The sequence below is a fragment of the Kribbella sindirgiensis genome (genome assembly GCF_004331435.1).
Lineage (GTDB): Bacteria > Actinomycetota > Actinomycetes > Propionibacteriales > Kribbellaceae > Kribbella > Kribbella sindirgiensis.
On the sequence record NZ_SJKA01000001.1, the window covers coordinates 663,799 to 689,879 of the forward strand.

The 26,081-nt window shown below is 69.3% G+C and carries 28 protein-coding genes; 14 read left to right on the plus strand and 14 right to left on the minus strand.

All coding sequences use genetic code 11. The annotated features are described in order from the left end of the window. Nucleotides 1–2: 2 nt before the first annotated feature. From E0H50_RS03380 to E0H50_RS03400, 5 genes are all read left to right on the plus strand, one after another. Entirely contained in the window at nucleotides 3–2,987 is a 2,985-nt protein-coding gene (locus E0H50_RS03380; protein ID WP_131284550.1) for an AfsR/SARP family transcriptional regulator, read from the plus strand. Between the two features lie 61 nt (nucleotides 2,988–3,048). Further along, on the plus strand, nucleotides 3,049–3,831 hold the full coding sequence (locus tag E0H50_RS03385; RefSeq protein WP_131284552.1) for an LLM class flavin-dependent oxidoreductase: 783 nt from the start codon (nucleotides 3,049–3,051) through the stop codon (nucleotides 3,829–3,831). A gap of 57 nt (nucleotides 3,832–3,888) precedes the next feature. Then, entirely contained in the window at nucleotides 3,889–4,503 is a 615-nt protein-coding gene (locus tag E0H50_RS03390; RefSeq protein ID WP_131284554.1) for an FMN-binding negative transcriptional regulator, read from the plus strand. 35 nt (nucleotides 4,504–4,538) lie between these two features. Next, nucleotides 4,539–5,177 (plus strand): SDR family NAD(P)-dependent oxidoreductase, encoded by a 639-nt coding sequence (locus tag E0H50_RS03395; RefSeq protein WP_131284556.1) that lies wholly within the window; start codon nucleotides 4,539–4,541, stop codon nucleotides 5,175–5,177. 56 nt (nucleotides 5,178–5,233) lie between these two features. Continuing rightward, a complete protein-coding gene (locus E0H50_RS03400) occupies nucleotides 5,234–6,016 on the plus strand; it encodes a putative hydro-lyase (RefSeq protein WP_131284558.1) in 783 nt (260 codons plus the stop codon). Here E0H50_RS03400 and E0H50_RS03405 read toward each other — a convergent pair. Genes E0H50_RS03405 through E0H50_RS03415 form a run of 3 tightly spaced genes read right to left on the minus strand, consistent with a single transcriptional unit; the run spans nucleotide 6,013 to nucleotide 8,262 of the window. Beyond that, complete coding sequence (locus E0H50_RS03405; protein WP_131284560.1) at nucleotides 6,013–6,633, minus strand: response regulator; 621 nt, start codon at nucleotides 6,631–6,633, stop codon at nucleotides 6,013–6,015. The genes E0H50_RS03400 and E0H50_RS03405 overlap by 4 nt on opposite strands. Further along, the gene (locus tag E0H50_RS03410) at nucleotides 6,630–7,847 is read right to left on the minus strand and encodes a sensor histidine kinase (protein ID WP_131284562.1); all 1,218 of its coding nucleotides are present in this window, start codon (nucleotides 7,845–7,847) and stop codon (nucleotides 6,630–6,632) included. Before E0H50_RS03410 ends, E0H50_RS03405 begins: the two co-directional genes overlap by 4 nt. Before the next feature lies 1 nt (nucleotide 7,848). Then, nucleotides 7,849–8,262, minus strand: coding sequence for a hypothetical protein (locus tag E0H50_RS03415; protein ID WP_202867986.1), 414 nt, complete (start codon nucleotides 8,260–8,262; stop codon nucleotides 7,849–7,851). A gap of 279 nt (nucleotides 8,263–8,541) precedes the next feature. On the opposite strand from E0H50_RS03415, the gene E0H50_RS03420 reads away from it, so the two are divergent. Then, a complete protein-coding gene (locus E0H50_RS03420) occupies nucleotides 8,542–9,195 on the plus strand; it encodes a VanZ family protein (protein WP_131284564.1) in 654 nt (217 codons plus the stop codon). 63 nt (nucleotides 9,196–9,258) lie between these two features. On the opposite strand, the gene E0H50_RS03425 is transcribed toward E0H50_RS03420, so the two are convergent. Continuing rightward, complete coding sequence (locus E0H50_RS03425; RefSeq protein WP_131284566.1) at nucleotides 9,259–9,870, minus strand: pentapeptide repeat-containing protein; 612 nt, start codon at nucleotides 9,868–9,870, stop codon at nucleotides 9,259–9,261. Between the two features lie 90 nt (nucleotides 9,871–9,960). Between E0H50_RS03425 and E0H50_RS03430 the strand changes: the two genes are divergently transcribed. Further along, nucleotides 9,961–10,872 carry an NAD-dependent epimerase/dehydratase family protein gene (locus E0H50_RS03430; RefSeq protein ID WP_238150744.1) on the plus strand — a complete coding sequence of 304 codons (912 nt, stop codon included), beginning with the start codon at nucleotides 9,961–9,963 and terminating at the stop codon, nucleotides 10,870–10,872. Further along, complete coding sequence (locus E0H50_RS03435; protein WP_238150745.1) at nucleotides 10,850–11,605, plus strand: protein phosphatase 2C domain-containing protein; 756 nt, start codon at nucleotides 10,850–10,852, stop codon at nucleotides 11,603–11,605. The genes E0H50_RS03430 and E0H50_RS03435 overlap by 23 nt, the downstream gene beginning before the upstream one ends. On the opposite strand, the gene E0H50_RS03440 is transcribed toward E0H50_RS03435, so the two are convergent. Genes E0H50_RS03440 through E0H50_RS03450 form a run of 3 tightly spaced genes read right to left on the minus strand, consistent with a single transcriptional unit; the run spans nucleotide 11,593 to nucleotide 14,730 of the window. Then, the gene (locus E0H50_RS03440) at nucleotides 11,593–12,540 is read right to left on the minus strand and encodes a DUF4328 domain-containing protein (RefSeq protein WP_131284568.1); all 948 of its coding nucleotides are present in this window, start codon (nucleotides 12,538–12,540) and stop codon (nucleotides 11,593–11,595) included. The genes E0H50_RS03435 and E0H50_RS03440 overlap by 13 nt on opposite strands. A 40-nt stretch (nucleotides 12,541–12,580) precedes the next feature. Beyond that, a complete protein-coding gene (locus E0H50_RS03445) occupies nucleotides 12,581–14,113 on the minus strand; it encodes a glycerol-3-phosphate dehydrogenase/oxidase (RefSeq protein WP_131284569.1) in 1,533 nt (510 codons plus the stop codon). Continuing rightward, nucleotides 14,110–14,730: a TetR/AcrR family transcriptional regulator gene (locus E0H50_RS03450; protein WP_131284571.1), complete on the minus strand. Its 621-nt coding sequence runs from the start codon at nucleotides 14,728–14,730 to the stop codon at nucleotides 14,110–14,112. The genes E0H50_RS03445 and E0H50_RS03450 overlap by 4 nt, the downstream gene beginning before the upstream one ends. Nucleotides 14,731–14,845: 115 nt before the next feature. Here E0H50_RS03450 and E0H50_RS03455 point away from each other — a divergent pair, with 115 nt between their 5' ends. Beyond that, the gene (locus tag E0H50_RS03455; protein WP_202867987.1) at nucleotides 14,846–16,408 is read left to right on the plus strand and encodes an FAD-binding oxidoreductase; all 1,563 of its coding nucleotides are present in this window, start codon (nucleotides 14,846–14,848) and stop codon (nucleotides 16,406–16,408) included. A gap of 12 nt (nucleotides 16,409–16,420) precedes the next feature. On the opposite strand, the gene E0H50_RS03460 is transcribed toward E0H50_RS03455, so the two are convergent. Next, nucleotides 16,421–16,612, minus strand: a complete 192-nt coding sequence (locus tag E0H50_RS03460; RefSeq protein ID WP_131284573.1) for a hypothetical protein — start codon at nucleotides 16,610–16,612, stop codon at nucleotides 16,421–16,423. Nucleotides 16,613–16,734: 122 nt separating this feature from the next. Between E0H50_RS03460 and E0H50_RS03465 the strand changes: the two genes are divergently transcribed. Together E0H50_RS03465 and E0H50_RS03470 are read left to right on the plus strand one after the other, a co-directional pair. Then, nucleotides 16,735–17,454, plus strand: a complete 720-nt coding sequence (locus tag E0H50_RS03465) for an SDR family NAD(P)-dependent oxidoreductase (protein ID WP_131284576.1) — start codon at nucleotides 16,735–16,737, stop codon at nucleotides 17,452–17,454. Next, nucleotides 17,451–18,455 (plus strand): S-adenosylmethionine:tRNA ribosyltransferase-isomerase, encoded by a 1,005-nt coding sequence (locus E0H50_RS03470; RefSeq protein ID WP_131284578.1) that lies wholly within the window; start codon nucleotides 17,451–17,453, stop codon nucleotides 18,453–18,455. Before E0H50_RS03465 ends, E0H50_RS03470 begins: the two co-directional genes overlap by 4 nt. 9 nt (nucleotides 18,456–18,464) lie before the next feature. On the opposite strand, the gene E0H50_RS42740 is transcribed toward E0H50_RS03470, so the two are convergent. From E0H50_RS42740 to E0H50_RS03485, 4 genes are all read right to left on the minus strand, one after another. Further along, on the minus strand, nucleotides 18,465–18,617 hold the full coding sequence (locus E0H50_RS42740; RefSeq protein ID WP_165546986.1) for a hypothetical protein: 153 nt from the start codon (nucleotides 18,615–18,617) through the stop codon (nucleotides 18,465–18,467). 140 nt (nucleotides 18,618–18,757) lie between these two features. Next, a complete protein-coding gene (locus E0H50_RS03475) occupies nucleotides 18,758–19,276 on the minus strand; it encodes a GNAT family N-acetyltransferase (protein WP_202867988.1) in 519 nt (172 codons plus the stop codon). Between the two features lie 157 nt (nucleotides 19,277–19,433). Continuing rightward, nucleotides 19,434–20,177, minus strand: a complete 744-nt coding sequence (locus tag E0H50_RS03480; RefSeq protein ID WP_131284580.1) for a rhomboid family intramembrane serine protease — start codon at nucleotides 20,175–20,177, stop codon at nucleotides 19,434–19,436. Between the two features lie 61 nt (nucleotides 20,178–20,238). Then, nucleotides 20,239–20,781: a peptidylprolyl isomerase gene (locus E0H50_RS03485; protein WP_131284582.1), complete on the minus strand. Its 543-nt coding sequence runs from the start codon at nucleotides 20,779–20,781 to the stop codon at nucleotides 20,239–20,241. 239 nt (nucleotides 20,782–21,020) lie between these two features. Between E0H50_RS03485 and E0H50_RS03490 the strand changes: the two genes are divergently transcribed. Continuing rightward, nucleotides 21,021–21,896, plus strand: coding sequence for a hypothetical protein (locus tag E0H50_RS03490; protein ID WP_131284584.1), 876 nt, complete (start codon nucleotides 21,021–21,023; stop codon nucleotides 21,894–21,896). An 83-nt stretch (nucleotides 21,897–21,979) separates the two neighbouring features. Here E0H50_RS03490 and E0H50_RS03495 read toward each other — a convergent pair whose 3' ends face one another. Continuing rightward, nucleotides 21,980–22,294 (minus strand): hypothetical protein, encoded by a 315-nt coding sequence (locus E0H50_RS03495; protein WP_131284586.1) that lies wholly within the window; start codon nucleotides 22,292–22,294, stop codon nucleotides 21,980–21,982. Between the two features lie 140 nt (nucleotides 22,295–22,434). Beyond that, the gene (locus E0H50_RS03500) at nucleotides 22,435–22,908 is read right to left on the minus strand and encodes a methylated-DNA--[protein]-cysteine S-methyltransferase (RefSeq protein ID WP_131284588.1); all 474 of its coding nucleotides are present in this window, start codon (nucleotides 22,906–22,908) and stop codon (nucleotides 22,435–22,437) included. Between the two features lie 109 nt (nucleotides 22,909–23,017). On the opposite strand from E0H50_RS03500, the gene E0H50_RS03505 reads away from it, so the two are divergent. Both E0H50_RS03505 and E0H50_RS03510 read left to right on the plus strand, forming a co-directional pair. Further along, nucleotides 23,018–23,734, plus strand: coding sequence for a DUF4328 domain-containing protein (locus E0H50_RS03505; RefSeq protein WP_131284590.1), 717 nt, complete (start codon nucleotides 23,018–23,020; stop codon nucleotides 23,732–23,734). A gap of 229 nt (nucleotides 23,735–23,963) precedes the next feature. Further along, nucleotides 23,964–26,072 (plus strand): DUF4328 domain-containing protein, encoded by a 2,109-nt coding sequence (locus tag E0H50_RS03510; RefSeq protein WP_238150747.1) that lies wholly within the window; start codon nucleotides 23,964–23,966, stop codon nucleotides 26,070–26,072. The last annotated feature ends 9 nt before the right edge of the window (nucleotides 26,073–26,081 follow it).

The following is a 26,081-nucleotide window of genomic DNA, read 5'->3' on the forward strand; positions in this document are numbered from 1 at the left end:
GCGTGCACTTTCGTGTTCTCGGGCCGGTCGAGGTGGCGGCCGAACCCGTCGCTCTCGGTGGCCGGGAGCGGCTCGTCCTGTCGATGCTGCTCATCAACGCCGACCGGGTGACGTCGTCCGAGCGGCTGATCGACACGGTGTGGTCGTCACCTCCGCAGTCCGCCCGGCAGCAGCTGCACAACATCATCGCCCGACTGCGCCGCAAGCTGGACGCGACCGGTGCACTCATCGTGACCCGTCCGCTGGGCTATCAGCTCGCTCTCACCGACCACGGACTCGACCTGCACGAGTTCCGGCTGTCTGTTCTCCGCGGGCGGGAGCACCTGCATAACGAGCAGTACGACGACGCCCGGATCGAGCTGGACGCAGCGTTGGCACTCTGGCGCGGGGACGCGCTCGCCGACCTGTCCGGTGACTGGGCCGTGGCGACCCGCGAGTCCCTTCACCGCGAGCGGGTCGCGGCCGGCGAAGCACTCGCCCAGGCGCAGCTCGCCACGCACGACCACGCCGGCGTGCTCGAGACGGTGCACGCCCTGCTGGCCGCCGATCCACTCCACGAAGGTCTGCACGACCTTCGGTTGCGCGCTCTGGCCCGCAGCGGCCGGCGTACCGAAGCTCTCGGCGCCTACCAGGACCTGCGACGCCGGCTCGTCGCCGAGTTCGGTGTCGAGCCAGGGCAGGATCTCCAGGAAACTCACTCCAGCCTCCTGAGGGAGGTCGACCCACCGTCGGCGTCTCCTCGTCACGTGCCCCGCCAGCTGCCCCGTCCCATCTCTCTGGTCGGACGTGACGAGCTCCTGGCCCAGCTGACCGAGGTCCTGCGGACGCCTGAACCCAGTCCGGGCACGGTGCTCCTCGTCGGAGCGGGCGGTATCGGCAAGACCTCACTGGCTGTCGCTCTTGCCGACCGCGTCCAGAACGGGTATCCCGACGGGACCTTGTACGCCGAGCTGGACGGCACCTCGCGCGACCCGCGTGACCCCGACGAGATCATCGACCGATTCCTGCGCGCCCTCGGTGCCACCGCTCCACCCGCCCACGGCCGACGTGAGGAGCGGCTGGCGCTCTATCGCAGCGCGATCGCCAACCGTCGCGTGCTGGTGGTGCTGGACGACGCCCTCGACGAACGGCAGGTTCGCGACCTGCTCCCACCGTCGCCTCGTTCGGCCGCGATCGTCACCTCACGTCACCGGCTCGCCGGCATGGCTGACGTGCTCCGCCGAAACGTGCCGACCCTGTCGACCGAGGTCGCTGTCGATCTGCTGCACGCAGGTCGGGACGTCGCCGAGCTGGAGCCTGGGCTCGCCCGGTCCGCCGTGCAGCTGTGCGGGCGCCTGCCCCTCGCCTTGATGGTCGTCGCGGCCCGACTCGCGTCCGGCGTCGTCGATCTGTCCGAGGTGGTCGACCATCTGAGCGAGGAGCACATCCGTCTGGACGAGCTCGCGATCGGGGACGTCGACGTTCGGGCCAGCATCGCGCTGTCGTACGACGGGCACCTGTCCGAACCCGCTCAGCGACTGCTCCGACGGGTCGCCGCCGCCTCGGTGACGACCTGGCCGGCGTGGTTCGCCGGCGTGCTGCTGGAGGACGACGTCGCCCTGGGTTCGCGGGCGCTCGACGAGCTCGTCGACGTCCATCTCGTCGAGCCGGTCGGTCGTGATACCGCGGGACAGCTCCGGTTCACCCTGCACCCACTGGTTGCGACATTCGCCGGCGAGCGCGCTGTCCGCGAGGAGGACGCGAGCGCCGGCACGAGCTGCCGTCGTGCCGTCGCCATGGCCTGGTTGGGACTGGCTTCGCAGGCCGACGACGGCCTCGGCCACGGCATGCGCCCGGTGACCGGTCCGGACGGTGCGACAGTCCCGGCGGGTCTCCCGCCTCGTCGGGTGACTGTCGCCGCAGACCGGCCCGCGGCCTGGTTCGACGCCGAGATCGACAGCATCCGTGACCTCGTCCACGCGCTGAGCCGCGCCGGGGAGGTCGATCTGGCGGCCGCGCTCGCACTGCGTTCGGACGGCTACCTGGTGGTCCGAGGCGAGGAGCACGTCCGTGCGGGTCTGCTGCGGCGGGCTGCCGACTGTTCGGACCCGGTGCTGCGCTGGGGCGTCCTGCGGTCGTTGTTCCACACCGCCGCCGAGGCCGGACGGTTCTCCGAGCTGGTTGATCTGGCGCAGTCGCAGCTCGCCGTCGCGCGCGAGCTCGAGGCCGGTTCGATGGAGCTGAGCGCTCTGGTGCAGTTCGGCTGTGCACTGCGCGAGCTCGGTCGCTTCGAGGACGCGGCGGCCCGGTTCGAAGAAGCCGCGTCCCTCGCGACGGCGCACCACGACACCACGATCCTGGCCCTGGCACACGGACACCTCGGCATGATGCTGGCGCGCACCGGACATCCCGCCCGGGGCGCGGAGCTGGTCGCTGAGAACGTGCAGGCCGAACGGGTGCGTGGGCCGTCCCGGCGACTGAGTATCTGGCTCATCACCTACGCCGGCTGCCTCGCGCTGACCGGCGACGTTGCAGCGGCCGAGCGGGCGCTGGACGAGGCCGAACAGCTCGCCAAGAGTTTGGAGGACCGCAACGTCCTTCTCGACCTCGCCCAGACCCGAGCGGCGATCGCGCTGCGAGCCGATGACGTCGACCGCGCCGAGCGGATCCTCGACGACAGTTCGGCGCCGTGCGGCCCGAGCGCACCGGACCCTGAGCCGACGGACGCGGAGCTGCGCCTGCGCGCCGACGTGCTGCTCGCCCGCGGGCGAGCCACCGAGGCCGCCCCGTTGCTCGAACGAGCCCTGTCGCGACATCGGCGCGAGGGCGTGCGACTCGAGCTCGCCCATGACCTTGTCCGGCTCGCAGCGGTCCATGCGGCCCTGGGCGAGCAGGATCGAGCCCAGCAACAGCACTCCGAACTCGTCATGCTGCTGCGAGATCTCGGTATCGGCATCGACGACCTGCAGCTTCCCTCGGTCGTCTCGACGGTCTTGCCGCGCCACTGACGTGCGGCTGCGAGGTTCGGGTCGGTGGAATACGTCTGCTGGGGTAGAGGTTGGGCGGGGTATGACGGTTGAGATCGGGGTCATTCTGCCGACGTCGTCGCCGGATCCGGCGCAGACGATTCTCGGCGATGTACGGGCGAGTGCGCGGTACGCCGAGGAGGTCGGGCTGGATTCGGTGTGGTCGACGGATCATCTGGTCGCGAGTGCGCCGATGCTGGACAGTTCCGTCGTACTGGCGACCGCGGCCGCGGTGACCGAGCGGATCACGGTCGGGTACAACGTGCTGTTGCTGGCGTTGCGGCCGGTCGCGTGGGCGGCGAAGCAGATCAGTACGTTGCAACTGCTGTCGAACAACCGGCTCGTGCTCGGTGTCGGGACCGGCAACCCCGCGCACGGTGACGTCGGCTGGCGGGCGGCCGGTGTCGAGTTCGCGGACCGCGGGCGGCTGACGGACGAGGCGCTCGCCGTACTCCCGGATCTCATTGCCGGCAAACCCACGACGCTCGGGACGGACCTCGACGTGACCATCGCGCCCGGGTCGCCGGTGCCGCCGATCTTCGTGGCCGGGAACGGTGTCCGGGCGCATCGGCGAGCGGCCGCGTACGCCGATGGCTGGGCGACGATCGCGATGACGCCGTCCGAGGTGCGGACGAACCTGGAGCGGATCAACGAACTTGCCGACGGCAAGCAGTTGAAGGCGACCGTGGTCGCGCCGCAGCTCGACGGCGATCCGCTCGAACAACTCGCCGCGTACGAGGCAGCCGGTGTGGAGCGCGTCATCCTGCCGCCCACCGGTGACTGGCACGACGACTACGACCAGGCCGCCGCGCTGAAAGTGGGCTGACGAAAGCCGCACGAATTGGACCTGTCGAGGGCTCGCGTCGGTGCGGAGACTGAAAGCATGTACGTTCCTGCGCACTTCGCCCCTGACGACGAGGCCGTCCTGGAGTTGCTCGCCCAGCACGGCGCGGCGGATCTGGTCACGATGACACCCGACGGGCTGACGGCGACGATGCTGCCGTTCGTCCACGACCGCGAGCGGAACGTCCTGCTCGGGCACCTGGCGCGGAACAACGAGCACTGGCGTCTCCCCGTGATCGGCGATGCGCTGGTGATCCTGCGCGGACCGGACGCGTACGTCTCCCCGACCTGGTACGCCTCGAAACGCGACCACGGCCGCGTCGTCCCGACCTGGAACTACGTCACGGCCCACGTGCACGGAACGATGACCGTGTACGACGATCCCGCCTGGGTCGAGAACGTCGTACGGCGCCTCTCGGACCATCATGAGAGCGGCCGGGCGGAGCCGTGGTCGGTGGACGACGCGCCGGCGAAGTTCGTCGCGGGGCAACTGCGGGCGATCGTCGGCGTGGAGATCGCGATCAAGCGGATCGAAGCCAAGTTCAAGCTCAGCCAGAACCGCCCGGCCGCGGATGTCGACGGCGTGATCGACGGTCTCCGCGCCGACGGCGACGACCGGTCCGCCGCTGCCGTCGCCCGGCACCGTCCCGTTTGACCTTGACCCAGAGGGCAAGGTTTACGATTCCCGCCATGTCTGGAGTCGTGGTGGTGGGAGTAGGTCCGGGGATCGGGCTCGCGGTGGCGCGGCGGTTCGTCCGGGAGGGGATGAGCGCCGGCCTGATCGCGCGCTCGGAGGCGACGGTGAAGGCCGCGGCCGAGGAGTTCGGGAGCACCGGCGTACTGCCGGTCACGGCCGATGTGACGGACGAAGCCGGCCTCCGCGCAGCTCTCGATCGGGTCGTCGAGGCGTTCGGTGTACCTGACGCGGTTGTCTACAACGCCGCTCTGATCCAGCCGGACCGGATCGGCGAACTCAGCGCGCAGCAGCATCTCGACGCGTTGGCGGTGAACGTCGTCGGGGCGATCACCACCGCGGCGCATCTCGCGCCCGCGATGGCCGAGTGCGGCAGCGGGTCGTTCCTGATCACCGGCGGTATGCCGCTGCCGAAACCCGACTACGCGAGCCTGTCCCTCGGAAAGGCCGGCGTCCGGGCGGCCGTCACCCTCCTCGATCAGCAGTACGGCGCAGCGGGTGTCCACGCCGCGAGTGTCACCGTCAGCGGCGGCGTCTCCCCCGGCAGCGGATGGGACCCGGACGACATCGCGAACCACTACTGGCGCCTGCACACCCAGGCCCCGGCCGAATGGGTCCACGAGATCGTCATCTGACCTCTTGTCGTATTGTTCAACAATCTCTATCGTGAGATCACCTGAGAGGGGGTCTCATGACGACGACCGCAATGCTCAGTCCGGCCCAGGCCCGGTCACTGTTCCGGGACGACTACAGCGGGCCGACCACCGGCTGGGCCGGCGGGTACACACAGACCAACCTGATCGCGGTCCCCGCCGACTGGGCGTACGACGTGTTGCTCTTCTGCACGCGCAACCCGCAGGCCTGCCCGGTCCTCGATGTGAGTGATCCGGGCGACCCGACGACACGGCTCGCCCGGGGCGCTGACCTCCGGACCGACCTGCCGCAGTACCGGATCTGGCAGGACGGCGAGTTGGTGGCCGAGGTGGCGGATGCGACCGAGCTGTGGCGGGACGACCTGGTCGCGTTCTCGCTCGGGTGCAGCTTCACGTTCGAGACCGCGCTGGCGGCCGAGGGGATCCCGCTGCGGCACGTCGACCAGGGGCGGAACGTCGCGATGTACGTGACCGACCGCGAGTGCGAGCCCGCCGGGCGGTTGCACGGTCCGCTGGTGGTGTCGATGCGGCAGATTCCGGCCGACCGGGTCGACGACGCCGTACGGATCACTCGAGCGATGCCCGCCGTGCACGGCGGGCCGGTGCACATCGGCGACCCGAGCGGGTTGGGGATCATCGACCTCGCGCGGCCGGACTTCGGCGATCCGGTCGACGCGGCCGCCGGGGACGTACCGATGTTCTGGGCCTGCGGCGTGACTCCCCAGGCCGCACTGATGGCCTCCCGGCCGCCGTACGCGATCACCCACGCGCCCGGCTACATGTTCATCACCGACCGCCGCGACAGCGACTACCGCGTCTAGAGCAGGTGCCGCTTGAAGCCTTCGGCCACGGCGGCGGCGCGGTCGGAGACGTCGAGTTTGGCGTAGATGTTGAGCAGGTGCGTCTTGACCGTGGCCTCGCTGATGAACAGGTGGCGGGCCGTCACCCGGTTGGTGTTGCCAGCAGCAACCAGTTGGAGAACCTCGAGTTCCCGTGGGCTGAGCAGGTCGGCATCCGGCGGGGTGCGGACGTGGTTCATCAGCGTGTTGGCGACCGACGGCGCGAGCACCGATTGGCCGTCGGCGGCGGCCCGGACCGCGCGAAGGAGCTCGTCGCGCGGCGCGTCCTTGAGCAGGTACCCGGTAGCGCCGGCCTCGATCGCGGGTACGACGTACCCGTCGGTGTCGTACGTCGTCAGCACGAGCACCCTCGACCGTACGCCGCGCTCGGCCAGCTGGCTGATCGCGGCGAGGCCGTTCACGCCGGGCATCTGCAGGTCCATCAGGATCACGTCCGGCCGCAGCGCCTCGGCCAGCCGGATCGCCTCGGCGCCGTCACCCGCCTCGCCGACGACCTCGAACCCGGGATCGGCCGCGAACATCCCGCTCAGGCCGTCGCGCACGATCGGGTGGTCGTCGGCGATCAGCAGCCGAATCATGCGCCCACTCCCGTCATCGGCAGGGTCGCCGAGATCGCCGTACCGAGACCTGGTTCGGACTCGATCTCCAGCGTCCCGTCGAGCGCCTCGACCCGCTGCCGCATCGCGACCAGGCCGAAGCCACCCGCCTCCGACGACCTGATCAGGGCCGGGGCGAAGCCGGCTCCGTCGTCCCGGACGTCCAGCGCGACCTGCTTCTCCATGTAGGACAGCGTGACCCCCACGCGGGTCGCCTGCGCGTACTTCGCCACGTTCGCCAACGCCTCTTGAGTTGCCCGAAGCAGAGTCGACTCCGCTTCGGGCGTCAGCACCCGCGGCGTGCCGGTAGTGGTCAGCTCTGCGTCGATCCCGTGCACCGCCGACCACCGCCGTACGACGTCCGCGATCGCCTCGCTCAACGTCGCCGACTGCAGCGGTTGCGGACGGAGCGCGTGCACCGAGCGGCGTGCCTCGGTCAGACTCTCGCGGGCGAGCCCGACCGCGGTCGTCACGTGCCGGCGCCAGTCGGCGGCGTTCTCCGCGGCCTGGAGTTGCGTGACGATCCCGGTCAGCCCCTGCGCGAGGGTGTCGTGGATCTCGCGGGCCATCCGCTGCCGCTCGTCGATCACGCCGGCGTCCCGGGCCTGAGTCAGCAACTGCTCGTGCAGGATCGCGTTCTCGGCGAGCGTGGCCTCGAGCCGGCGGTTGGTCTCGGTGAGGGCGTCGACGGCTTCCTTGCGCTGCCGGCTGAGCTCCTCGCCGCGGTGGCCGAGCCAGGCGGCGAGACACATCCCGACCACGTTCACCCCGACCACGGCCGTGTAGCCGAGCAGTCCGAGCAGGTTCGTCTTCGGCATGTCGTACGACTGCGCGGTACCGGCGATGACCGCGACCGCGCCGATGCCGAGCAGTTCGCCGGGCCACGGCAGCAGGACGAACGTGTAGAAGTAGCCGGCCGGGGTGAGGAAGCCGAACCACGGATCCCGCACCACCAGGATCGCGAGCAGGATCACGAAGCCGATGACGAAGATCGCCATCGCGCGGATGTCGGTCCGCCGGGCCGGGCGGAGCGTGAACATGCCGAGCGTCCACAGCGCGATCAGCGCGCACAGCCCCAGGTCGACGGCCAGTGACTCGGGCTGGTCGCGCTTGATCGGGATGGTGACGGCCGCGAGGCACGCAAGCAGCACATACGGCACCACCGTCACCCGCAGCGGCCAAACCTGCTCGCCCATGTCAACCAGTGAACACCGAGCGAAGGTGCTTGCCGTTGACCAGCAGCGCGACGCCGAGCAGCAGGAGTCCGCAGATGGCCTGCTCACCCTTCATCCACAGCGGGAACGTGCCCGGCACCGCGATGATCACCACAATCGCGACCAGCATCACCGCCGAGACGATCCGCAGCCGGAGGAAGCCCTTCCGGGAACCTCTCGCCGCGCTGCGCGCGAACAGTACGGTCAGCAGGGCACTGGCGACCACGATCGTCCCGCGAACCCAGACCGCGTCGTTGACCAAGGTCGCCTGGTGGCGCAGGGCGATGACGGCGGCCAGCGTCAGCACGCTGATCGCGAGGTAGCCGGCCAGTAGTAGTTGCACACTCCGCAACGCGGCCGTACTGCGGGGATGTCCGAGGTTCACCGGGGTTGTCATACGACGACTCTCCCGCCCGGCCCCGGGTTCACACATCGCCCGCTCGGCCCTGTCCGCCTCCACCGATCGGTTGATGCACGCACACGATCGTTGCCCTGAGCACCTTTCTTCCGTGTCAGTTTGTGCACGGACTGTCACAGACTGTCACGGCAGGTTTACGGCTGCGTGCAGATGTCCGGACAAGGCTGGCGGTAGTGGGAGCACGCGGATGATCGTCGATTCAGGAACACGAAGTCCAGAAGAGTTCGAGTCAGGTCGACCACGGGAGGGTCCGGACACGTGCTCGAGACTTATCGCGGAATCCCACACCTGCTGGACACCTGGCTCGTGCTGACCGGCATGACCCTGCCGGTTGCCCTCTCTTCGTTTCGCCGTCCGGGTGACCTGGTCCCCCGGCTGGCCGCGTTCTGCCTGCCGGCCGCGTTCGCGCTGGTGATCGCGGCGACGCTCAGCCCGACGACGCACCGCCTCGGCCAGATCGGCGAGTGCGGGACGCATCTGACCACGACCGGCGGGCTGACGTCGCTCCAGGGTCTGCTCAACGTCGTGCTGTTCGTACCGGCCGCAGGCATGCTCACGCTGGCCAGCGGGCGCCCGGGTGACGGCATCGCGGCCGGGATCGGCATGTCGGCCGCGGTCGAGGCGGTGCAGGCGCTGCTGCCGCAACTCGGCAGGTCGTGCCAGTTGCACGACCTGATCGCGAACTCGCTCGGCGCGTTCTGCGGAGTCGGCCTGGCCGCCGGCCTCCAGACGCTGACCCGACGCCTGGTCGCCCGGCCGGGCTTCCTGGTCGTCAGCCCGGCAGTGGTCGAGCACGCCGCGATGCTCGTCGTACGGCGGCCGCGACATCCGGGGCGGCACCGGCGTGGAACCCTGGCCCAGGCCGGACGCCCGGCGAGATATCACAGTACGAATACACAGTTATCCGGATAGTTATCCACAGGCTGTGGATGGAACCGTGGATGACCGCGTGACTACCTGGGGATATCCACAAGCTCAGGGACGGACCTCGAGCCCGAGAGCGGCGGCCACGACCATCGCCTGGGTAACGTCGATGCGGGCGTCCTTGAGCGTGACGGTCAGCGGATCGAGCGTCGACAGATCGGATCCGCGCAGGTCAGCGCCGGTGAAGTCGGCTTTCTGCAAGGACGCGCCGGACAGGTCGAGGTCGCGGAGCACGGCCTTCTGGGCCCGCAGACCGGTCAGATCCGCCTCCCGCATCTTCACCCCGGTGAACTCGGCGCCCTTCAGATCCGCTCCGGGCAAGCCGCTGAAAGACCAGTCACCGCCAGTCACCTTCATCAGGCTGTGGGCGCAGTCGTCGAACAGGCTGCCGACCAGCTTGCACCGGGTGAACGTCGTGTCGAACAGCGAACACCGGACGAACGTGCAGTTCACGAACGCGGCGTCGGTGTGCGTCGACGCGTTGAACCGGACCCCGCGGAACGTGCACTCCTCGAACACCCCGCCACGGTTCTCCACCTCGGTCAGGTCGGAGTCCACGAACAGCACCCGCCGGTACGTCTGCCCGGACGGGTCCGCGTCGTCCCAGTCCCGGATCGTCGACTCGGTCTGCGCCGCCGGACGCCCGCCCACTCGATCTGCCATGGCCCCACAGTGTCACGCCGTACCGACACTGTGATGCTGACGACGGAGAACGTACGGCGGACCGACAACTAACGGCCGCACGATGGAGGGGTGACCGGAACTGAGCGGGTGATGGTGTTCGGCGCGGGAGGCTTCCTCGGCGCCAGGATCTGCGCGCTGCTCGCCGACCGGGGTATCGAGTACCGCGGGCTGAGCCGGACCCGGAGCGAGCCGTACCGGCGCTGCGACCTGGCCGCGATGCACCCGTACGCGCTGGACACCCAGATCGGGATGTACAAGCCGACCGTGATCGTCAACGCCGTCGGCGCCACGTTCGGCGAGCCGGCCGACCTGGTCCGGGCGAACGTGATCGCCGTCGAGGCCCTGCTCGCCTCGGTCCGCGATCACGCCGGGCATGCCCGGTTCGTGCACCTCGGGTCCGCGGCGGAGTACGGCGGGGCTCCGCACGGCACCAGCTTGTCCGAGGAGAGCGCGCCGCGGCCGCTCGGCCCGTACGGGATCACGAAGCTCGCCGGATCGGAGCTCGTCCTCCGGGCGCAGCGGGCCGGTGCGGACGCCGTCGTCCTGCGGATCTTCGATGTGATCGGGCCGGGGGCGCCGGACAGCACGCTGACCGGGCGGGTGATCCGGGATCTGCGGTCCCGGCAGCTGATCGAGGTCGGGTCACTGGACGTCTGGCGCGATTTCGTCGACGTACGGGACGTGGCCGAGGCGGTGCTCGCGGTCGCGCTCGCGGACGGGAAGCTGCCGCCGGTGCTGAACATCGGAACCGGCCGGGCGACTCTCGCGCGAGATATCGCCGGGCAGTTGTTCGAGCTCAGCGGTCAGCCGGCGACGATCGTCGACGACACCGAGCAGGAGACCGCACTCGGCGCGCCGTGGCAGCAGGCCGACACCACGCTGATCGGGAACGCGCTCGGCTGGTCCCCCAAGATCGCCCTCGAGCAGTCACTCGCCGACAGCTGGGCAGACTATCCCTGTGGAAACCCGAGCGATCAGTGAGGTAGCGCCGGATCGGCGGCCGCCCACCGCCTTCAACGAGGACCTTGTCCTGACCGGACCTGACTTCGCCGTCGTACTGGACGGCGCCAGCGCGCCGCCGGGCGTCGACTCCGGCTGTCTGCACGATGTCGCCTGGCTGGTGAAGCGGCTCGCTGTCGAGCTCGCACCGCCGCTCCTCGCGCAGTCGGCCGAGCCGATGACGGATCTGCTCGCGGAGACGATCGCCGCGGTGCGCGCGAGCCATGCGGACACCTGCGACCTCAGCAATCCCGACAGTCCGTCGTCCACGGTTTCGATGATTCGGCTGCACCCGGATCGTGTGGAGCATCTCGTGCTGGCCGACTCGCCGGTCGTGATGCGCTCGCCCGCCGGGCAGATCACCGTCCACAGCGACGACCGGATCGCTGAGCTCCCGGATCGAAGCCGCGAGGCCACCCGCAGGTCGCGCAACCAGCCGGGCGGGTTCTGGGTCGCGAGCACCGACCCGAAAGCAGCGTACGAGGCCGTCGTCGGCAGCACGGACCGCGCCGACATCGACGTGATCGCGATCCTCTCCGACGGTGCGTCCCGCTTCGCCGAACGCTACGGGCACTCGTGGGAGGAGTTGCTCGACGTACTCACGACCGCAGGGCCGCGACGACTGATCGACCTGGTGCGGGAACACGACGCCGTGACCACCACCAACCGGAAGCAGTACGACGATGCGAGCGTCGTACTGCTTCAGGGGCCGTAGGTCGGGAAGCCCGGGCCGGGGTGCTGCGGGCGCGGGGCGTACTGCGGTGTCTGGGGCGGCGGCGGCACGAAGTCCTGGACCAGCGGCGGCGGAGCGAGCCGCGACTGCTGCCAGGTGCCGACCTGGAGCATCAGGAGTGACGCCGTGACCGCCGCGACGACGAGCAGGACGGTCGCGACCGTGAACCCGATGTCGACGGCCAGCGCGACCCGGACCATGTAGTCCTGCAGGTCGTAGATGTCGACGTACCCTTCCGCGTCCGTGTCCGCCACCTCGACCAGCCGGACGATCCAGATCACGAACCCGATCACCGCGGCCGATCCGCCGCCGACGATGATGACCCAGAAACCGCACCAGGCCACCCACCACGTGTACAGCAAGGCACGGAACCGGCCGGAGCGGGCGATCCCCGGTTGATCGGGCGGCTCGCTGGCACGGGCGACGTCCTCGACGATCTGCAGCGGGTACCAGAACTGCACGATCGGGCAGAGCCAGGCGCCGACGACCCATCCGGGCGCCCGGCGGTGCGCGCCGTGGGTCGGGACGGTCGGGTTCGGAGCGAACGGCGAATACAGGAAGTCGACGTTGTCGCGGGCACGCCACAGCCAGATCAGGTACGCGATCCCGGTCCCGATCAGCAGGTAGGTGATCAGGTTGAGCAGCGGGCCGGAGCCGGCGATCGACTCGACGCCGCGCTGGATCTCCTCGTCGGAGAGCAGGCCGTACACGAACCGCTTGACCTCGCTGTACGACTGCCAGAGCAGCACGCACTGGATCACGGCACCGAGCGCGGTCACCCCCATCAGCGAGATGCTGACGATCGCGAGCGCCCGCAACGGCCGGTACTGCGGCACCACCGGCATCGGCTGATACGGCATCGGCTGGTACGGACCCGGCCCCTGATACGGCCCTGGTCCTTGGTACGGCTGCGTCACCTTCTACCTCCCCGCAGCCAAGTTAACCCCAAGCCCGGAGTCACACGGCGGCGAAGGCCTCCCGGACGGCTGGTAGCGCGAGCGCCCGATCCGCCGCCGACAGTCCGATCCGCGTCCGCCGATCCAGGACGTCGTCCTCGGTCAGCGCCCCCTCGTGCCGGACGGCGAACCGCACCTCGGCGTACGTCGTCCGCAGCCCCGGCGCGATCGGATCCTGCAGCTCGGGCGGGCCGGCGATCACCTGCGGTGCCTCCACGCCGTACCGCTGGACGAACCGCGCCGGCGCTCGGACCGCGGCCAGGTGGACGCGATCGGCCGCACCCACGAGCGGGATCCGGTGCGTCTCGCAGGACCGCCGTACCTCGAGCGTCGACTGCGCAAGCGCCTTGTCGAGGGCGTCCTGCGCCATCCGGCGGTACGTCGTGAGCTTGCCGCCGACGATCGTCACCACGCCGTCCGGGCTGGTGATCACCGCGTGCCGCCGGGAGATATCGGCGGTCTTGTCCTCGCCGTTCTTATGGCCCGTGTCCAGGAGCGGCCGAAGCCCGGCGTACGTACCGAGCAGGTCCGCGCGCGTCACCGGCTGCTGCACCGCGGCGCTGATCGTGTTCAGCAGGAAGTCGATCTCCGCCTCGGTCGCGTGCGGTACGTCGCTCACCGGGCCAGGCGCTTCCTCGTCGGTGAGACCGACGTACACCCGGTCGTCGGGTGCCGGGATCGCCATCACCACACGCCGCACCTCCCCCGGCACAGGAACGGTCAGTACGGCGGAGAGGCCGCCGAACACGGACTGCGGCAGCACCAGGTGGGTGCCGCGGCTCGGCCGGAGCTTGATGCCGGAGGCAACCTGATCCGCCCAGATCCCAGCCGCGTTGATCACTACCCGCGCGTCCACCGACCGCCGGTCCCCGGTCAGCTGGTCGACCAGGACCGCCCCGCGGCCGGTGACGTCCGTGGCGGCGACATGGGTCAGGATGCGAGCGCCGTACTGCGCCGCGGTCCGGGCGATCGCGACGACCAGGCGCGCGTCGTCGTACAGCTGCCCGTCCCAGGTCAGGAAACCGCCGCGCATCCCCTCGGGCTTGAGCGTCGGCGCGTAGCGCAGGATCTCGGCCGAGCTCACCCGGCGGGAGTGCGGCAGGTAGTCGTCGCTGGTCCGCGCGAACGTGCGCAGTACGTCGCCACCGAGGAAGGCCGACCGCAGCAGCGCCGCCTGCACGAACTTTGCCTGTGGCAACCACGGCGCGATCTGCGGGATCGGGTGCACCAGGTGCGGCGCGGTGGTCTTCATCAGGATGCCGCGCTCGACGGCGCTCTCGTACGCGATCCCGACGTGCCCGGACGCCAGGTAGCGCAGGCCGCCGTGCACGAGCTTGGAGCTCCACCGGCTGGTCCCGAAGGCCAGATCGTGCTTCTCCACCAGGGCAACGCTCAGTCCGCGAGCGGCCGCGTCCAGCGCGACGCCGGCACCGGTGACCCCGCCGCCGATGACGAGCACGTCGACCGCACTCAGCGAATCGAGCTCACGTGAACGCCGTACCGCGTTCAGACTCGCGTTGCCCACGCTGATCATGGCGTCAGGTACCTGGTGAGCATCACCCGCAGCTCCTCGTCGAGCTTCGGGTACTCGTCCTTCTCCGCCATCACCGGGCCCGACACCGCCGACGCGAGCGAGACCAGGATGATCTGCCGCGCCAGCCACACCGGGTCGCCTTCGCGGATCGAGCCGTCGGCCTGGCCCTGGCGGATGCCTTCCTCGACCAGCGCGAGGTGCGCGACGGTGCTGCTGCCGCGGCGCTCCAGAAGGTACGGCGTGAGGAACTCGGGGTCGAGCTCGATGATCTTCCGCATCAACGGGTGCACGCGGGTCTTCGCGACCACCTCGACGACACCCTCGACCAGGCGGGCCCGGCCGTCCACGGCATCCGGCTGGAACGCGGACACCAGCGCGATCGTCCACTCCCGGGTCATCAACGCGGCGACCACGGCCTGCACGTTCGGCCAGCGCCGGTAGAGGGTCGCGCGGGAGACCTCGGCGTGCCGGGCGATGTCGGCCATCGTCATCCGGCGCATCCCGATCGCGAGCAGCAGCTCGTACGCCGCGTCCAGGATCCGCTCCTCGCCGATCGCGTTCGCCGGCGTGGGACGCGTGCTGGTTTCCTGTTCCGATTCGCTGCTACGCTGAGACATCACACGTCAGAGTGTATCAGCGACTTCACTATCCCGGAACTGTCGATGGGAGGTGGGAGCCAGGGGGTTCCACCTCCCATCGACGCTACCTCGCCGGACCACCCAAGGGGAGCCAGTGACCAACGAATCCGACCTCCCGGTGGTGCAACTCACGCCCGGCCGCTGGGGCGACCCCGCCCACCCGGTAGATCTGCCGTCGGCAGCCCGCGACGCCCTTCAACACCTAGGCGTACGGCGACCCGCCGCCGAGCCCGTCGCGCCGGCCGACCGACCTGGGCTCACCGAGGCCCAACTGTCGTTCCTTGGCGAGGTCGTAGGAACCGAGCACGTGGCCTCTGACCTGGACTCGCGCTGGTCACACACCCGTGGATACTCGACGACCGACCTCCTCCGCTTCCGCGCCGGCGACACCTCCGACCTACCGGATGCCGTCGTCTACCCCGCCTCACACGACGAAGTGCAGGAGTTGCTGACCGGCTGCGCTGCCGCTGGGCTTGCCGTCGTGCCGTACTCCGGCGGTACGTCGGTTGTCGGCGGCCTCGCACCGTCGCGCCGGTTCGTGACGCTCGACCTACGCAGGCTGGACCAAATGGTCGAGCTGGATGAGGTCTCGCGAACGGCCACGCTGCAGGCCGGCGTCCGCGGTCCGGCGGCCGAGGCCCTGCTCGCCGAACGCGGCTACACCCTGGGGCACTTCCCGCAGTCCTACGAGGGCGCATCGATCGGCGGGTACGCGGCGGCGCGGTCGAGCGGGCAGTCGTCGGCGGGGTACGGCCGGTTCGACCAGATGGTGGTGGGCCTGACGCTGGCGACTCCGCGCGGCACGATCGAGCTCGGACGCGCCCCGATGTCCGCGGCCGGCCCGGATCTGCGCCAGCTCGTGCTCGGGTCCGAGGGCGCGTTCGGGATCATCACCTCGGTCGTCGTACGGATCCGCCCGCGACCGACCGAGCGGCACTTCGAAGGCTGGCGGTTCGAGAACTTCGACGCCGGGCTGGCCGCCGTCCGACGACTCGCGCAGGACGGGCCGCTGCCGACGGTGCTCCGGTTGTCGGACGAGGTCGAGACCGCGGTGAACCTCGCCGACCCGGATGTGCTCGGCGGCGGATCGGGCGGCGTGCTCGCGATCGTCGGTTTCGACGGCCCGTACAACCAGGCGACCGCGGACGTGCTGACGGCTGCCGGCGGGAAGAACCTCGGCGCGGACCCCGGTGAGACGTGGCGGGTCGGCCGCTACCGGGCGCCGTACCTCCGCGATCCCCTGCTCGACGAGGGCGCGCTCGTCGAGACGCTCGAGACGGCCGCGTTCTGGTCGCGCATCCCGGCCCTGAAGACAGCCGTCACCGAAGCGCTCGTCGGCGCGTTGGGCGCCACACCGCCGCTGGTGCTCTGCCACATCTCCCATGTGTACGAGACCGGCGCATCGCTCTACTTCACGGTGATCTGTGCGCAGTCCGACGATCCGATCGAGCAGTGGCGGACCGCGAAACGCGCCGCCAACCAGGCGATCGCCGATGCCGGCGGCACGATCTCCCACCACCACGGCGTCGGCACCGACCACCGCGACGCCTACGCCACCGAGATCGGCCACCTGGCCGTCGAGAGCCTCCGCGCCGTCAAACAAGCCCTCGACCCGGACAACGTCATGAACCCCGGCATCCTGCTCCCCGAGTCCTGACCCCGGCAGTCGCTAGCGGTCGTTGCCCTCCAGTGCGCTGCCGATGTCCCGCAGCGCGCCGGTCTTCGGCTTCTCGCCCTTGCTCTCGGCACTCGCCTTGCCGTCGCCCTTGGAGACGCCGTCCAGCGCCGCCTTGAAGTTCTGGGCGTCGAACCGGCTCCAGCCGCCGTCCTTGTGTTCGCCGCTCTCCTGCGTGTCCGCCATGTTGTTCCTCCCGTGAAGTTCCGACTCCTGCAGCGTAGGCACGCAGCGGGTTCACCCAGGCACTCTTCGATGCCGTTGGCAACGCTTGACTTCAAGTTTGGTTGAGGTATGACGGTAGCGGCATGACTCCTGAACCGTCCGACCGTCCTGTCGCTCTCATCACCGGCGCGTCCGCCGGGCTCGGGCTCGCGCTCGCGCACGGGCTGGCCGATCGCGGCTGGGCGCTCGTGATCGATGCACGTGGCGCCGAAGCGCTCAAGGACGCCGCCGACGCACTGGCTGACCGCACCGACGTCGTACCGCTGGCCGGCGACGTCACCGACCCTGACCACCGCGCCGACCTGGTGGAGGCGATCACCGAGCTCGGCCGGCTCGATCTGCTGATCAACAACGCCAGCTACCTCGGGCAGAGCCCGCTGCAAGCACTGGCCACAGCAGACCTCGACGAGCTCCGTCGCGTGTACGAGGTCGACGTACTCGCACCGATCGCACTCACACAGGCCCTGCTTCCCGCACTCACCACAGCGTCCGGTGTGCTGATCAACATCAGCTCAGACGCCGCAGTGGAGGCGTACGAGACCTGGGGTGGCTATGGTTCCGCCAAGGCCGCGCTGGACCACGTGACTCGGATCCTGGCCGCTGAGCACCCAGCACTGGCGGTGTACGCCGTTGACCCGGGTGATCTGCGTACTGCGATGCACCAGGCCGCCTTCCCCGGTGAGGACATCTCTGACCGGCCTGAGCCCGCAACCGTCGTACCGGCGTTCCTGCAGTTGCTGGACAGTCGGCCGGAGAGCGGCAGGTACCGAGCGTCCGAGTTCGCACCTGCGGTGGCCTCATGATGGTGCACCCACACACCAGATTCGACCTGCCGGAGGCGCTGAACGCCGGCGAACCGCCGGAAGCCCGCGGCGTCTCGCGGGACCACGTGAAGCTGCTGGTCGCGGAAGGGTCGACCGTCACCCACACCCGCTTCGACCGCATCGGTGACCACCTGCGGCCCGGCGACCTGCTCCTGGTGAACACGTCCACCACGTTGCCCGCTGCAGTCGACAGTGCGTCGTACACCGTGCACTTCTCCACACCGCTTGACGACGGCACCTGGGTCGTCGAGCTACGCGACGGCGGCGCACCGATGTTCCACGGTACGGCGGGCGTCCGGGTGGAGCTGCCTGGCGGCGCGCTGACGTTGCTGGCGCCGTACCAGAGTTCGAATCGCCTGTGGATCGCTCAGCCACCGGTGGCTGACGTACTCGGGTACCTGCAGCAGTACGGTCGGCCGATCACCTACAACTACGTCGGCAAGCGCTGGCCGTTGGCGTCGTACCAGACCGTCTTCGCCCGCGACCCGGGCAGTGCGGAGATGCCGAGCGCTGCCAGACCGTTCAGCTTCGAACTGGTGAGCCACCTGGCGTCACAGGGCGTCCTGATCGCACCGATCCTGCTGCACTGCGGCGTGTCCTCGCTGGAGAGCCACGAGCCACCCCAGCCCGAGCGGTACGACGTACCGGCACACACGGCTCGCCTCGTCAACTGGGTCAAGGCCAACGGCGGCCGGGTGATCGCAGTCGGCACCACGGCCGTACGCGCCATCGAATCAGCCACGACTCCTGACGGCACAGTCGCCCCAGCGCACGGGTGGACCGACCTCATCCTCGGTCCGGACCGCCCGCCGTACGTCGTCGACGGCCTGATCACCGGCTGGCACGCACCCGAGGCCTCGCACCTGCTCCTCCTCGAGTCCGTAGCCGGCCCCGCCCAGGTCCAACGCGCCTACGACGCTGCCGTCGAGCACCGCTACCTGTGGCACGAGTTCGGCGACAGCTGCCTCATCCTGCGGTGACCGGCCGTGTCAGGAGGCCTTGGCCTGCTGCTGCTTCTGCTGGGAGATGCGGTTGGTGGTCTGCAGCGCGGTGACCGCGCTCGGCGATTCCGGTGCGGCAGGCCGTACGACCTGATGTTCGTTGCCGGGGCGGGCTCGTTTGTCCACTGCGCGTGGGCTCATGACGCTGTCCTAACCAGTCGGTCCCCCGTCGGGACGTCACTTGATTAGACGAGTCCGCCACCCCGGTTGTCACCAGCTTTTATCCAACTGAGCAGATTTTGTGGCCTAGGCCGCTTGCCGCTAGCGACCGACGTACGAGGTCAGCGGCTGGGGCGGTCGAAGATCAGCTCCAGGCCGTCCTCGTCGTCCCACTGCTCGCCGTTCGCGACGAAGCCGAAGCCGGCGATGGTGGCCAGCGACGCCTCGTTGGTGGGGCTGATCGTGGCCCGCACGGTCCGTACGTCGGGTTGGGCCGCCGCACGCTCCAGGAGCGCGGCGACGATCGCCTTCGCGAAACCCTGACGCCGGAACGGCGGGTCGACCGTGTAGCCGATCTCCACCATGCCGTTCTCATCGGGCGGACCGTGGAAACCGGCGTACCCGACCACGATCCCGTCGGCTACCACAAGCTTGACGAGCCACCCGAAGGCACTGGGATCCCGAGCCAGCTGATCGAGCCGGTACTGCCACAGCCACTTGGCCCGGTCAGTCAGAAACTCATCGCCGAGCACAAACCCAAGCTCGGCCTGCGCCGCAGCCCGATCGTCGGCGAGCAACGCGCTCATCGCGCCACTGGTCATCTCAACAAAGCGAACGGCGCGGGGCGAGGTAGTAGTCATCGCCCACATCCTCATCCCCAACGCCCCACAAGACGAACGATTTACCCCGCCGTGAACTGGGAACACCCCCTGGGAACTGACGACAGGCAATACCTTGTGCTCAGTCCCCGGGGGGTGTTCCCAGTTCACCCGCGCCGGTGTCAGCAGGCGGGGTGGTTCAGGTTCGGGCGGTGTTTCGGCGGTTGTTGGAGAGTTTTAGGTAGATCCAGGCGACTGCGGCGCCGACTACGAAGCCGCCGAGGTGGCCTTGCCAGGAGACGTTGGGGATGGCGAAGGAGAGGAAGGCGGTGACGGCGACGTACATGATGATCCAGGTGATGTCCAAGCCGCGGGCGCGGCTGATCACCAGGAGGGCGCCGACCAGGCCGAGGACGGCACCGGAGGCGCCGAGAGTTGCTCCGCCGGGGGACGACAGGAACCAGACCGCGACGCTGCCGCCCAGGGCGGACAGCAGGTAGAGGACCGTGAAGCGGAGCCGGCCGAGCATCTGTTCCAGTGGCGGACCGAGCTGCCAGAGCATGAACAGGTTCGAGAAGATGTGGAAGAACTGCACGTGCGTGAACGCCGACGTGAGCAGTCGCCACGGCTCGCTCTCGGTCAGCACCGGGACCATCACCAGGTCGCTGAGGAGCTGGGGACTACCGGCGCGGACCGCGATGAAAACGAACACGTTCAGCGCCAGCAGCGTGTAGGTGACGACCTGCTGGCTGCCGGCGCGCTGGATGCCGCCGAGTGAGGTCCGGGTCTTCGGGATCGAGCGGACGCCCTCGTTGAAGCAGTTCGGGCATTGGAAGCCGACGGCGGCGCTGTTCATACAGTCCGGGCAGATCGGCCGGTCGCAGCGCTGGCAGCGCACCCCGGCCGGCCGATCCGGGTGCCGGTAGCAGACGGTCTCGGTCACGCGGGTTGGGTCCCTCCCTGGAAGAGCGGGACCGGGTGCGACCCGGCCCCGCCCCGAAAAATCAGGCGTTCTTGCGCTCGACGACGACCTTGTTGATCACGATCGGCTCGAGCGGCCGGTCGCCGGGCGCGGTGTCCGCGGTGGCGATCGCGTCCACGACCTTCTTCGAGTCGTCGTCGACGACCTCACCGAAGATCGTGTGCTTGCGGTTCAGGTGCGGCGTCGGGACCACGGTCACGAAGAACTGCGAACCGTTGGTGCCGTGGCCGAACTGGATGCCGGCGTTCGCCATCGCGAGCAGGTACGGACGGTCGAACTGGAGCTCCGGGTGGATCTCGTCGTCGAACTGGTACCCGGGCGTGCCGGTGCCGGTGCCGAGCGGGCAACCGCCCTGGATCATGAACCCGTCGATCACCCGGTGGAAGCCGAGGCCGTCGTAGAACGGCCGCTTGACCGGCTGCCCGGTCTCGGTGTCGGTCCACTCCTTGGTGCCCTCGGCCAGGCCGACGAAGTTTTCCACCGTTTTCGGCGCGTGGTTCGGGAACAACCTGATGACGACGTCGCCCTTGTTCGTCTGCAGGGTCGCGTACAGCTCTTCGGCCACGGGAGTCACTCCTAGTCGGAATACAACACTGACAAGCTCGATCCTGTCATGTCACTCCAAGAACCCCGGCATCGACGCGGATGTGTACGGAGAGTGCGGTGGGGGCACCGGGTAATCGGCTGGGAACGACGTACGATGCAGATGAAGCCGGGTTTGTCCAGAGTCGTCACCGAAAAGAGCCCATGTCGCCGATGGGCGGGAGAGCTGTCCGCGGGGCGGGCGGCACCGAGGAGGGAACCGTGGGTTTGAGGAAGTCCAAGGGCCGGGTCGAGGTCGCCAAGGACCGGGTCAGGCCACTCGCCGAGTCGGCGTCGGAGAGGTTCGGACCGGCCGTCGGCCAGGTCCGCGACCACCTCGGGCCGGCTGTGGGCACCGCACGGGAGAAGGTGTCGCCGTACGCCGAGAAGGCTGTCGAGCGGGGCGCGCACCTGGCTCACCAGGCGGTGGAGAAGGCCGGTCCGGTGCTCGACGACGCGCTCGCCAAGGTCGGTCCGGCCACCGAGCACGCGGCCGAGAAGGCCCGCGAGCGACTGAACGACGACGTACTGCCGAAGGTGACCGCCGCGCTGGCGACCCTGGCAGCCGCCGCCGAACCGGTCGTCGAGGAGACCGCCCGCCGGGGCAAGGCCACCAAGGCCGCGCTGAAGGGTGAGCTCGACGTGCCGAAGAAGAGCCACAAGCTCCGCAACGTGGTGCTGTTCCTGGGCCTCGGCGCGCTGGCCGCGGCAGCGGTGAAGAAGCTGCTGACGCCGCCGGAGCCGGCCTGGCAGTCCACGCCGACCAGCGGTCGCGACTACAGCTCCGCCCCGGCGGGTACGTCGTCGCGCCCGACCGACACCCCGTCGTCCAACGGCAAGACCGACGCCAAGCCGGAGGCCGACACCGCGAAGACCGAGACCGCGAAGGCGGACGACCCGATGCCCGACGGACCCAAGACCGACGGTTCCAAGGCCGAGGGTTCGAGGGCCGAGGGTTCGAAGGCCGAGGCGCCGAAGGCGGAGGCCAAGCCGGAAGCGGCCAAGGACGAGGTGAAGGCCGCCTCGAACGGAGCCACCAAGAGGACCACGACCAGGAAGTCGACGGGCTCGGGAGAGTCCAAGCCCAGCGACTCCTGACACCACCGCAACGGCGAAGGTCCCGAACCCCGGCTGGGGTTCGGGACCTTCGTCTGTCCGGACGTCGCCTTGCGCGAACGACGTCAGTTGACCTGAGGCTCCGGGTCGTCGGACTTCGCGATCGTGTAGCGGCCTGCGGACAGCAACTGGGTGGCGTACCGGTGCGTGATGCACGGATAGGTGCCGCCGCAGCTCAGGCAGACCGCGTCGTTGCGGTGCAGCCAGGGGACGACCTTGAGCCGTTTGGTCCAGGTCAACGGCTCGCGGTCCGGAGCGTGCATCTTGAGCGCCGCGCGGGCGGCGTCCTGGATCTCGGGGGCAGACCATTCCTCGGCGCTCTTGTTCATCAACGCACTGAGGTCGGGGTGGTGGTGGTCGGTGGTGCGGGCTTTGTTCATTTATGTGTCTTCCAAGGCAGGTGGGAGGACGCCTTAACAACTCTGAATCACTCGCTTCAAACGTTAGTGCCCCAGGCTGGTCACCGCGCCCCGATCCGGCCCTGCCGAGTGTCAGATCTTCGTCAGGTCTGCCCGGACGGTCAGGTCCACAAGGTCTCGAACCTCACCCGGGCCTCGAGTTCGAGCAGATGGCGCTTGGTCGGGATCCCGCCGCCGAAGCCGACCATCCTGCCGCCGGCGCCCACCACGCGGTGGCAGGGCACGACGATCGCGATCGGGTTCCGGTTGCACGCCGTGCCGACCGCGCGGGCGGCGCCGGCGTCACCGACGATCTTCGCGACATCGCCGTACGTCTGCATCTCGCCGTACGGGATCCGGGTGAGCTGGGTCCAGACCGCGCGCTCGAAATCGGAGCCGTTGCGGACCGAGAGCGGCAGCGTGAAGTCCTGGAGCTCGCCGGCGAAGTAGGCCTTCAGTTGCTCGGCGGTCTCGGTCAGCAGCGGATGACTGCCGAGCGGCCGGTCGGTCGCCCCGAAGTGCAGCCGGCAGAGCCCGGTCTCGTCGACCGCGAGCGTGAGGTCGCCGATCGGCGAGTCGACCACGGACCAGTCCATACGTTCATCCTCCCCGCCCGCACCGACACTTTCTGGCAAGAATGCGCCACGGAGCAGCCGCAACGTGATGTTCTCGCTCGGTCACGCCCTGTTGTGCTATGCCTGATCCATGCCGAGCGAGGTGCCGCTGAACCGATGGTTCAGTTCCGAGCGGGCGATGGGGATCGCGGCCTCTGTGCTGATCGGACTGGTCACCGTCACCACGTGGTCGACCGCGTGGTCGGACTGGAACCTGTACCGGACCCGCAAGGTGTACGGCGAGGACCCGGACAAACTGGCCGAGGCGGACCTGATCTCCGGGTCGCTCGGGATCGTCGCCGCGCTGGCGCTGCTCGGGGCGGCCGTGGTGTTCATCGTCTGGTTGTGGCGGGTCCGGTGGAACGCGGAGATGTTCTGCCGCGGCGAGCACCGGTTCACCCGCGGCTGGGTGTTCGGGTGCTGGCTGGTTCCGGTGGTGAACCTCTGGTACCCGAAGCAGGTCGTCGACGACATCGTCGCGGCCAGCGACCCGCGGACCGATCCGCTGACCCCGGTCCTCAAGGACGTTCCGGGCACACACCTGGTCTGGGCCTGGTGGCTGACCTGGGTGGCCGGCCTGGTCACCGGGAACATCGTGCAAAGAGGCGTTCTCGTCGGCGCGTCGCAACTGGGAGACCTCCGGACGAACGTCATACTGTCCTCCGTCTCGGCGCTGTTCACCACCGGCGCGGCCGTGCTCGCAGTCATCCTGATCCAGCGGATCGACGAGCTCCAGAGCATGCGTCCGTGGGTGCCGTGGTGGGCGGTCGGGACATCGCAGAGCGGCTTCCAACCGCCTGCTCGGTAAACCAAACCGTCACGCGCCGTCGTCTCCCTCGTTACCACTGGTGATGGGCGTACGAAAAGAACACGTTAAGTCGACACCCTCCGTGCTGGGGTCGACTGCCCTGGCATACCTACTTCGTGGTATCAATGTGGCTCGGTCACGCGGGGGCAGGGCCAGGCAGAGACGCCGAACAGACGACGGAGTTCCAGCAACGCGAGGGACGCGAGACGTGAGCCACCCGCAGGCATTGATGACTGCTGTCGAGGAACAGGAAGAGTGGCAGCCGCACGCGGCTGAGGAGTTCCAGCAGGTCGGGACGGTCGGGAAGATCGCCATCGGACTGCTCGGGGCGTCGACGATCACACACCTGTTGTCCACTTGGTCCGACTGGAACACGTACTCCGTTGTGCACCGCTATCTCGGCGGGATGCCGAACGTCGACGACGCGGATCTGAACCGCGCCGACGCGATCGCCAAGGTCACCGCGATCCCGAACGTGATCATCTCGGTCGCCGCCGCGGTCGTCTTCGTCATCTGGCTCTGGCGCGCCCGGGTCAACTCCGAGGTGTTCTGCCAGGCCGACCACCGCCGCAGCCACGGCTGGGTGCTGGCGAGCTGGTTCTGCCCCGGTCCGAACCTCTGGTACCCGAAACAGATCGTCGACGACGTCTGGCTCGCCAGCGACCCGAAGACCCCCGTGTACAGCGACGACCTGCGCCGGTTCAGGACGCCGACCCTCACCTCCGTGTGGTGGGTCGCCTGGATCGGCGCTCTCGCGTTCGACGTGGTGGTTCGCCGGTTCCTGATGTGGATGGAAGCCACGGTCGGCTCGCTGCGCGGTATCGCCCTGGCCGGTACGGCGTCCCTCGTGCTGACAGTGGTCTCCGCGGTCGCCGCGACGATGGTGATCCGCAAGATCAACCACATGCAGACCACGCGCCAGTGGGTGCCGTGGTGGGACCAGGGCCCGAAGCTCAGCGCCGTCCCGTCGTACGAGGTCACGCAGGTGCCGTCGTACGCGAACGACGACACCGACGAGCAGCCCGCGATCTCCGAGCCGATCGCCACCGGGCCCGCACTGGGTCTGGTCCGCGAGCCGCAACTGGAGATGGCCGGCGGCCCGCAGCTGGGCAGCCCGTTCGCCCCGGCGCCGGCACCGCAAGCCCCGGCCGCCTACGCGCCGGCTCCCCAAGCTCCCGCGCCTTACGCGCCGGCCCCGCAGGCTCCGGCGCCGTACGCTCCGGCTGCCGAGCAGGCGCCCGTACAGAGCCCGTTCGCGCCGCAGAGCTTCCCGGGTGACGGCGCCGCCGCCCCGGCCGCGTTCGCCGGCGGTCCGTCGGGTGACGAGCCGCCGAAGTGGAGCCCGTTCGCCCCGGTCGCCCAGAGCTGGCAGGACGACGAGGCCGGTCCCGCGACCGAGCAGTTCAGCCCGATCGAGTCCTGGCGGGACGAGAAGCCGGCCGAGGAGACGACGTACGAGGCGCCGCAGCAGAGCTGGGAGGACTACCGGAGCTCGCTCACCGCGGACGTGCTCGGTACGACGAGCAGTTGGCGTGACGAGGCCGCCCCGATGACTGTGGTTCAGCCCGACCCGTACGCCTACCAGCCCGAGCCGGAACCGCAGCCGCAGCCCGCCGAGGAGCCGTGGGCGGCGCGCTACTCCGAGCCGTACTCGTACGAGTCCGACTACCTCACCTCGACGGCCTCCCCTGTGGAGGCGCAGACCGCACCCGAGCCTGAGCCCGCGCCTGTTGCGCGCGCCGGCCGCCGGGCCGCTCGGGTCGCGGTCGACAGCCCGTCGGCGATCCAGCCGGCGGTGCCGAGCCACTCGACGCACACCTCCCAGGAAGAGACGTACTCGTCGTACTCGGACCACAACGTCTACGGGCAGTCCGAGCACACGCAGCCGTCGTCGCACGTGTCCGCCTCGTCCGGGTACTACGAGCCGGCGCCGGCCCCGAGCCACCAGGAGCAGGACGACTTCCTGACCCCGTCGAAGCCGCTCCCGCCGGTGCCGTCGTACGGCCCGGAGCCGACGTACTCCTCCGGTGACAGCTACTCGAGCCAGGAGACGTCGTACACCTCGGACTACTCGTCCTCGTACAACTCCGAGTCCTACAGCTCGAGCAACTACGAGTACGACGCGTACAGCAGCAACGGTGGCTCGGAGTACACCAGCACCGAGTCCTACGAGACCTACAGCCCTAACTACGCCACTGAGTCGTACGGGTCGCAGTACTCGCCGGAGCCGGAGCAGACCGAGTACCAGCAGCAGCCGTACTCGTACGAGCAGCAGCCGACCGAGCCCGAACAGCCGACCAGCCCGCGGACCCAACCCCGCCGTGGCCGCTGGGTCTGATCAGATAGG

Bases quoted from the DNA above. Each gene is read 5' to 3' on its own strand.
- E0H50_RS03505 (WP_131284590.1), top strand. From the start codon at position 23,018: ATGCCGAGCGAGGTGCCGCTGAACCGATGGTTCAGTTCCGAGCGGGCG.
- E0H50_RS03425 (WP_131284566.1), bottom strand. From the start codon at position 9,870: ATGGCAGATCGAGTGGGCGGGCGTCCGGCGGCGCAGACCGAGTCGACG.
- E0H50_RS03400 (WP_131284558.1), top strand. From the start codon at position 5,234: ATGACGACGACCGCAATGCTCAGTCCGGCCCAGGCCCGGTCACTGTTC.
- E0H50_RS03465 (WP_131284576.1), top strand. From the start codon at position 16,735: ATGACTCCTGAACCGTCCGACCGTCCTGTCGCTCTCATCACCGGCGCG.
- E0H50_RS03445 (WP_131284569.1), bottom strand. From the start codon at position 14,113: ATGATCAGCGTGGGCAACGCGAGTCTGAACGCGGTACGGCGTTCACGT.
- E0H50_RS03500 (WP_131284588.1), bottom strand. From the start codon at position 22,908: ATGGACTGGTCCGTGGTCGACTCGCCGATCGGCGACCTCACGCTCGCG.
- E0H50_RS03415 (WP_202867986.1), bottom strand. From the start codon at position 8,262: ATGACAACCCCGGTGAACCTCGGACATCCCCGCAGTACGGCCGCGTTG.
- E0H50_RS03495 (WP_131284586.1), bottom strand. From the start codon at position 22,294: ATGAACAAAGCCCGCACCACCGACCACCACCACCCCGACCTCAGTGCG.
- E0H50_RS03405 (WP_131284560.1), bottom strand. From the start codon at position 6,633: ATGATTCGGCTGCTGATCGCCGACGACCACCCGATCGTGCGCGACGGC.
- E0H50_RS03385 (WP_131284552.1), top strand. From the start codon at position 3,049: ATGACGGTTGAGATCGGGGTCATTCTGCCGACGTCGTCGCCGGATCCG.
- E0H50_RS03450 (WP_131284571.1), bottom strand. From the start codon at position 14,730: ATGTCTCAGCGTAGCAGCGAATCGGAACAGGAAACCAGCACGCGTCCC.
- E0H50_RS03470 (WP_131284578.1), top strand. From the start codon at position 17,451: ATGATGGTGCACCCACACACCAGATTCGACCTGCCGGAGGCGCTGAAC.
- E0H50_RS03410 (WP_131284562.1), bottom strand. From the start codon at position 7,847: ATGGGCGAGCAGGTTTGGCCGCTGCGGGTGACGGTGGTGCCGTATGTG.
- E0H50_RS42740 (WP_165546986.1), bottom strand. From the start codon at position 18,617: ATGAGCCCACGCGCAGTGGACAAACGAGCCCGCCCCGGCAACGAACAT.
- E0H50_RS03390 (WP_131284554.1), top strand. From the start codon at position 3,889: ATGTACGTTCCTGCGCACTTCGCCCCTGACGACGAGGCCGTCCTGGAG.
- E0H50_RS03395 (WP_131284556.1), top strand. From the start codon at position 4,539: ATGTCTGGAGTCGTGGTGGTGGGAGTAGGTCCGGGGATCGGGCTCGCG.
- E0H50_RS03510 (WP_238150747.1), top strand. From the start codon at position 23,964: ATGACTGCTGTCGAGGAACAGGAAGAGTGGCAGCCGCACGCGGCTGAG.
- E0H50_RS03460 (WP_131284573.1), bottom strand. From the start codon at position 16,612: ATGGCGGACACGCAGGAGAGCGGCGAACACAAGGACGGCGGCTGGAGC.
- E0H50_RS03475 (WP_202867988.1), bottom strand. From the start codon at position 19,276: ATGACTACTACCTCGCCCCGCGCCGTTCGCTTTGTTGAGATGACCAGT.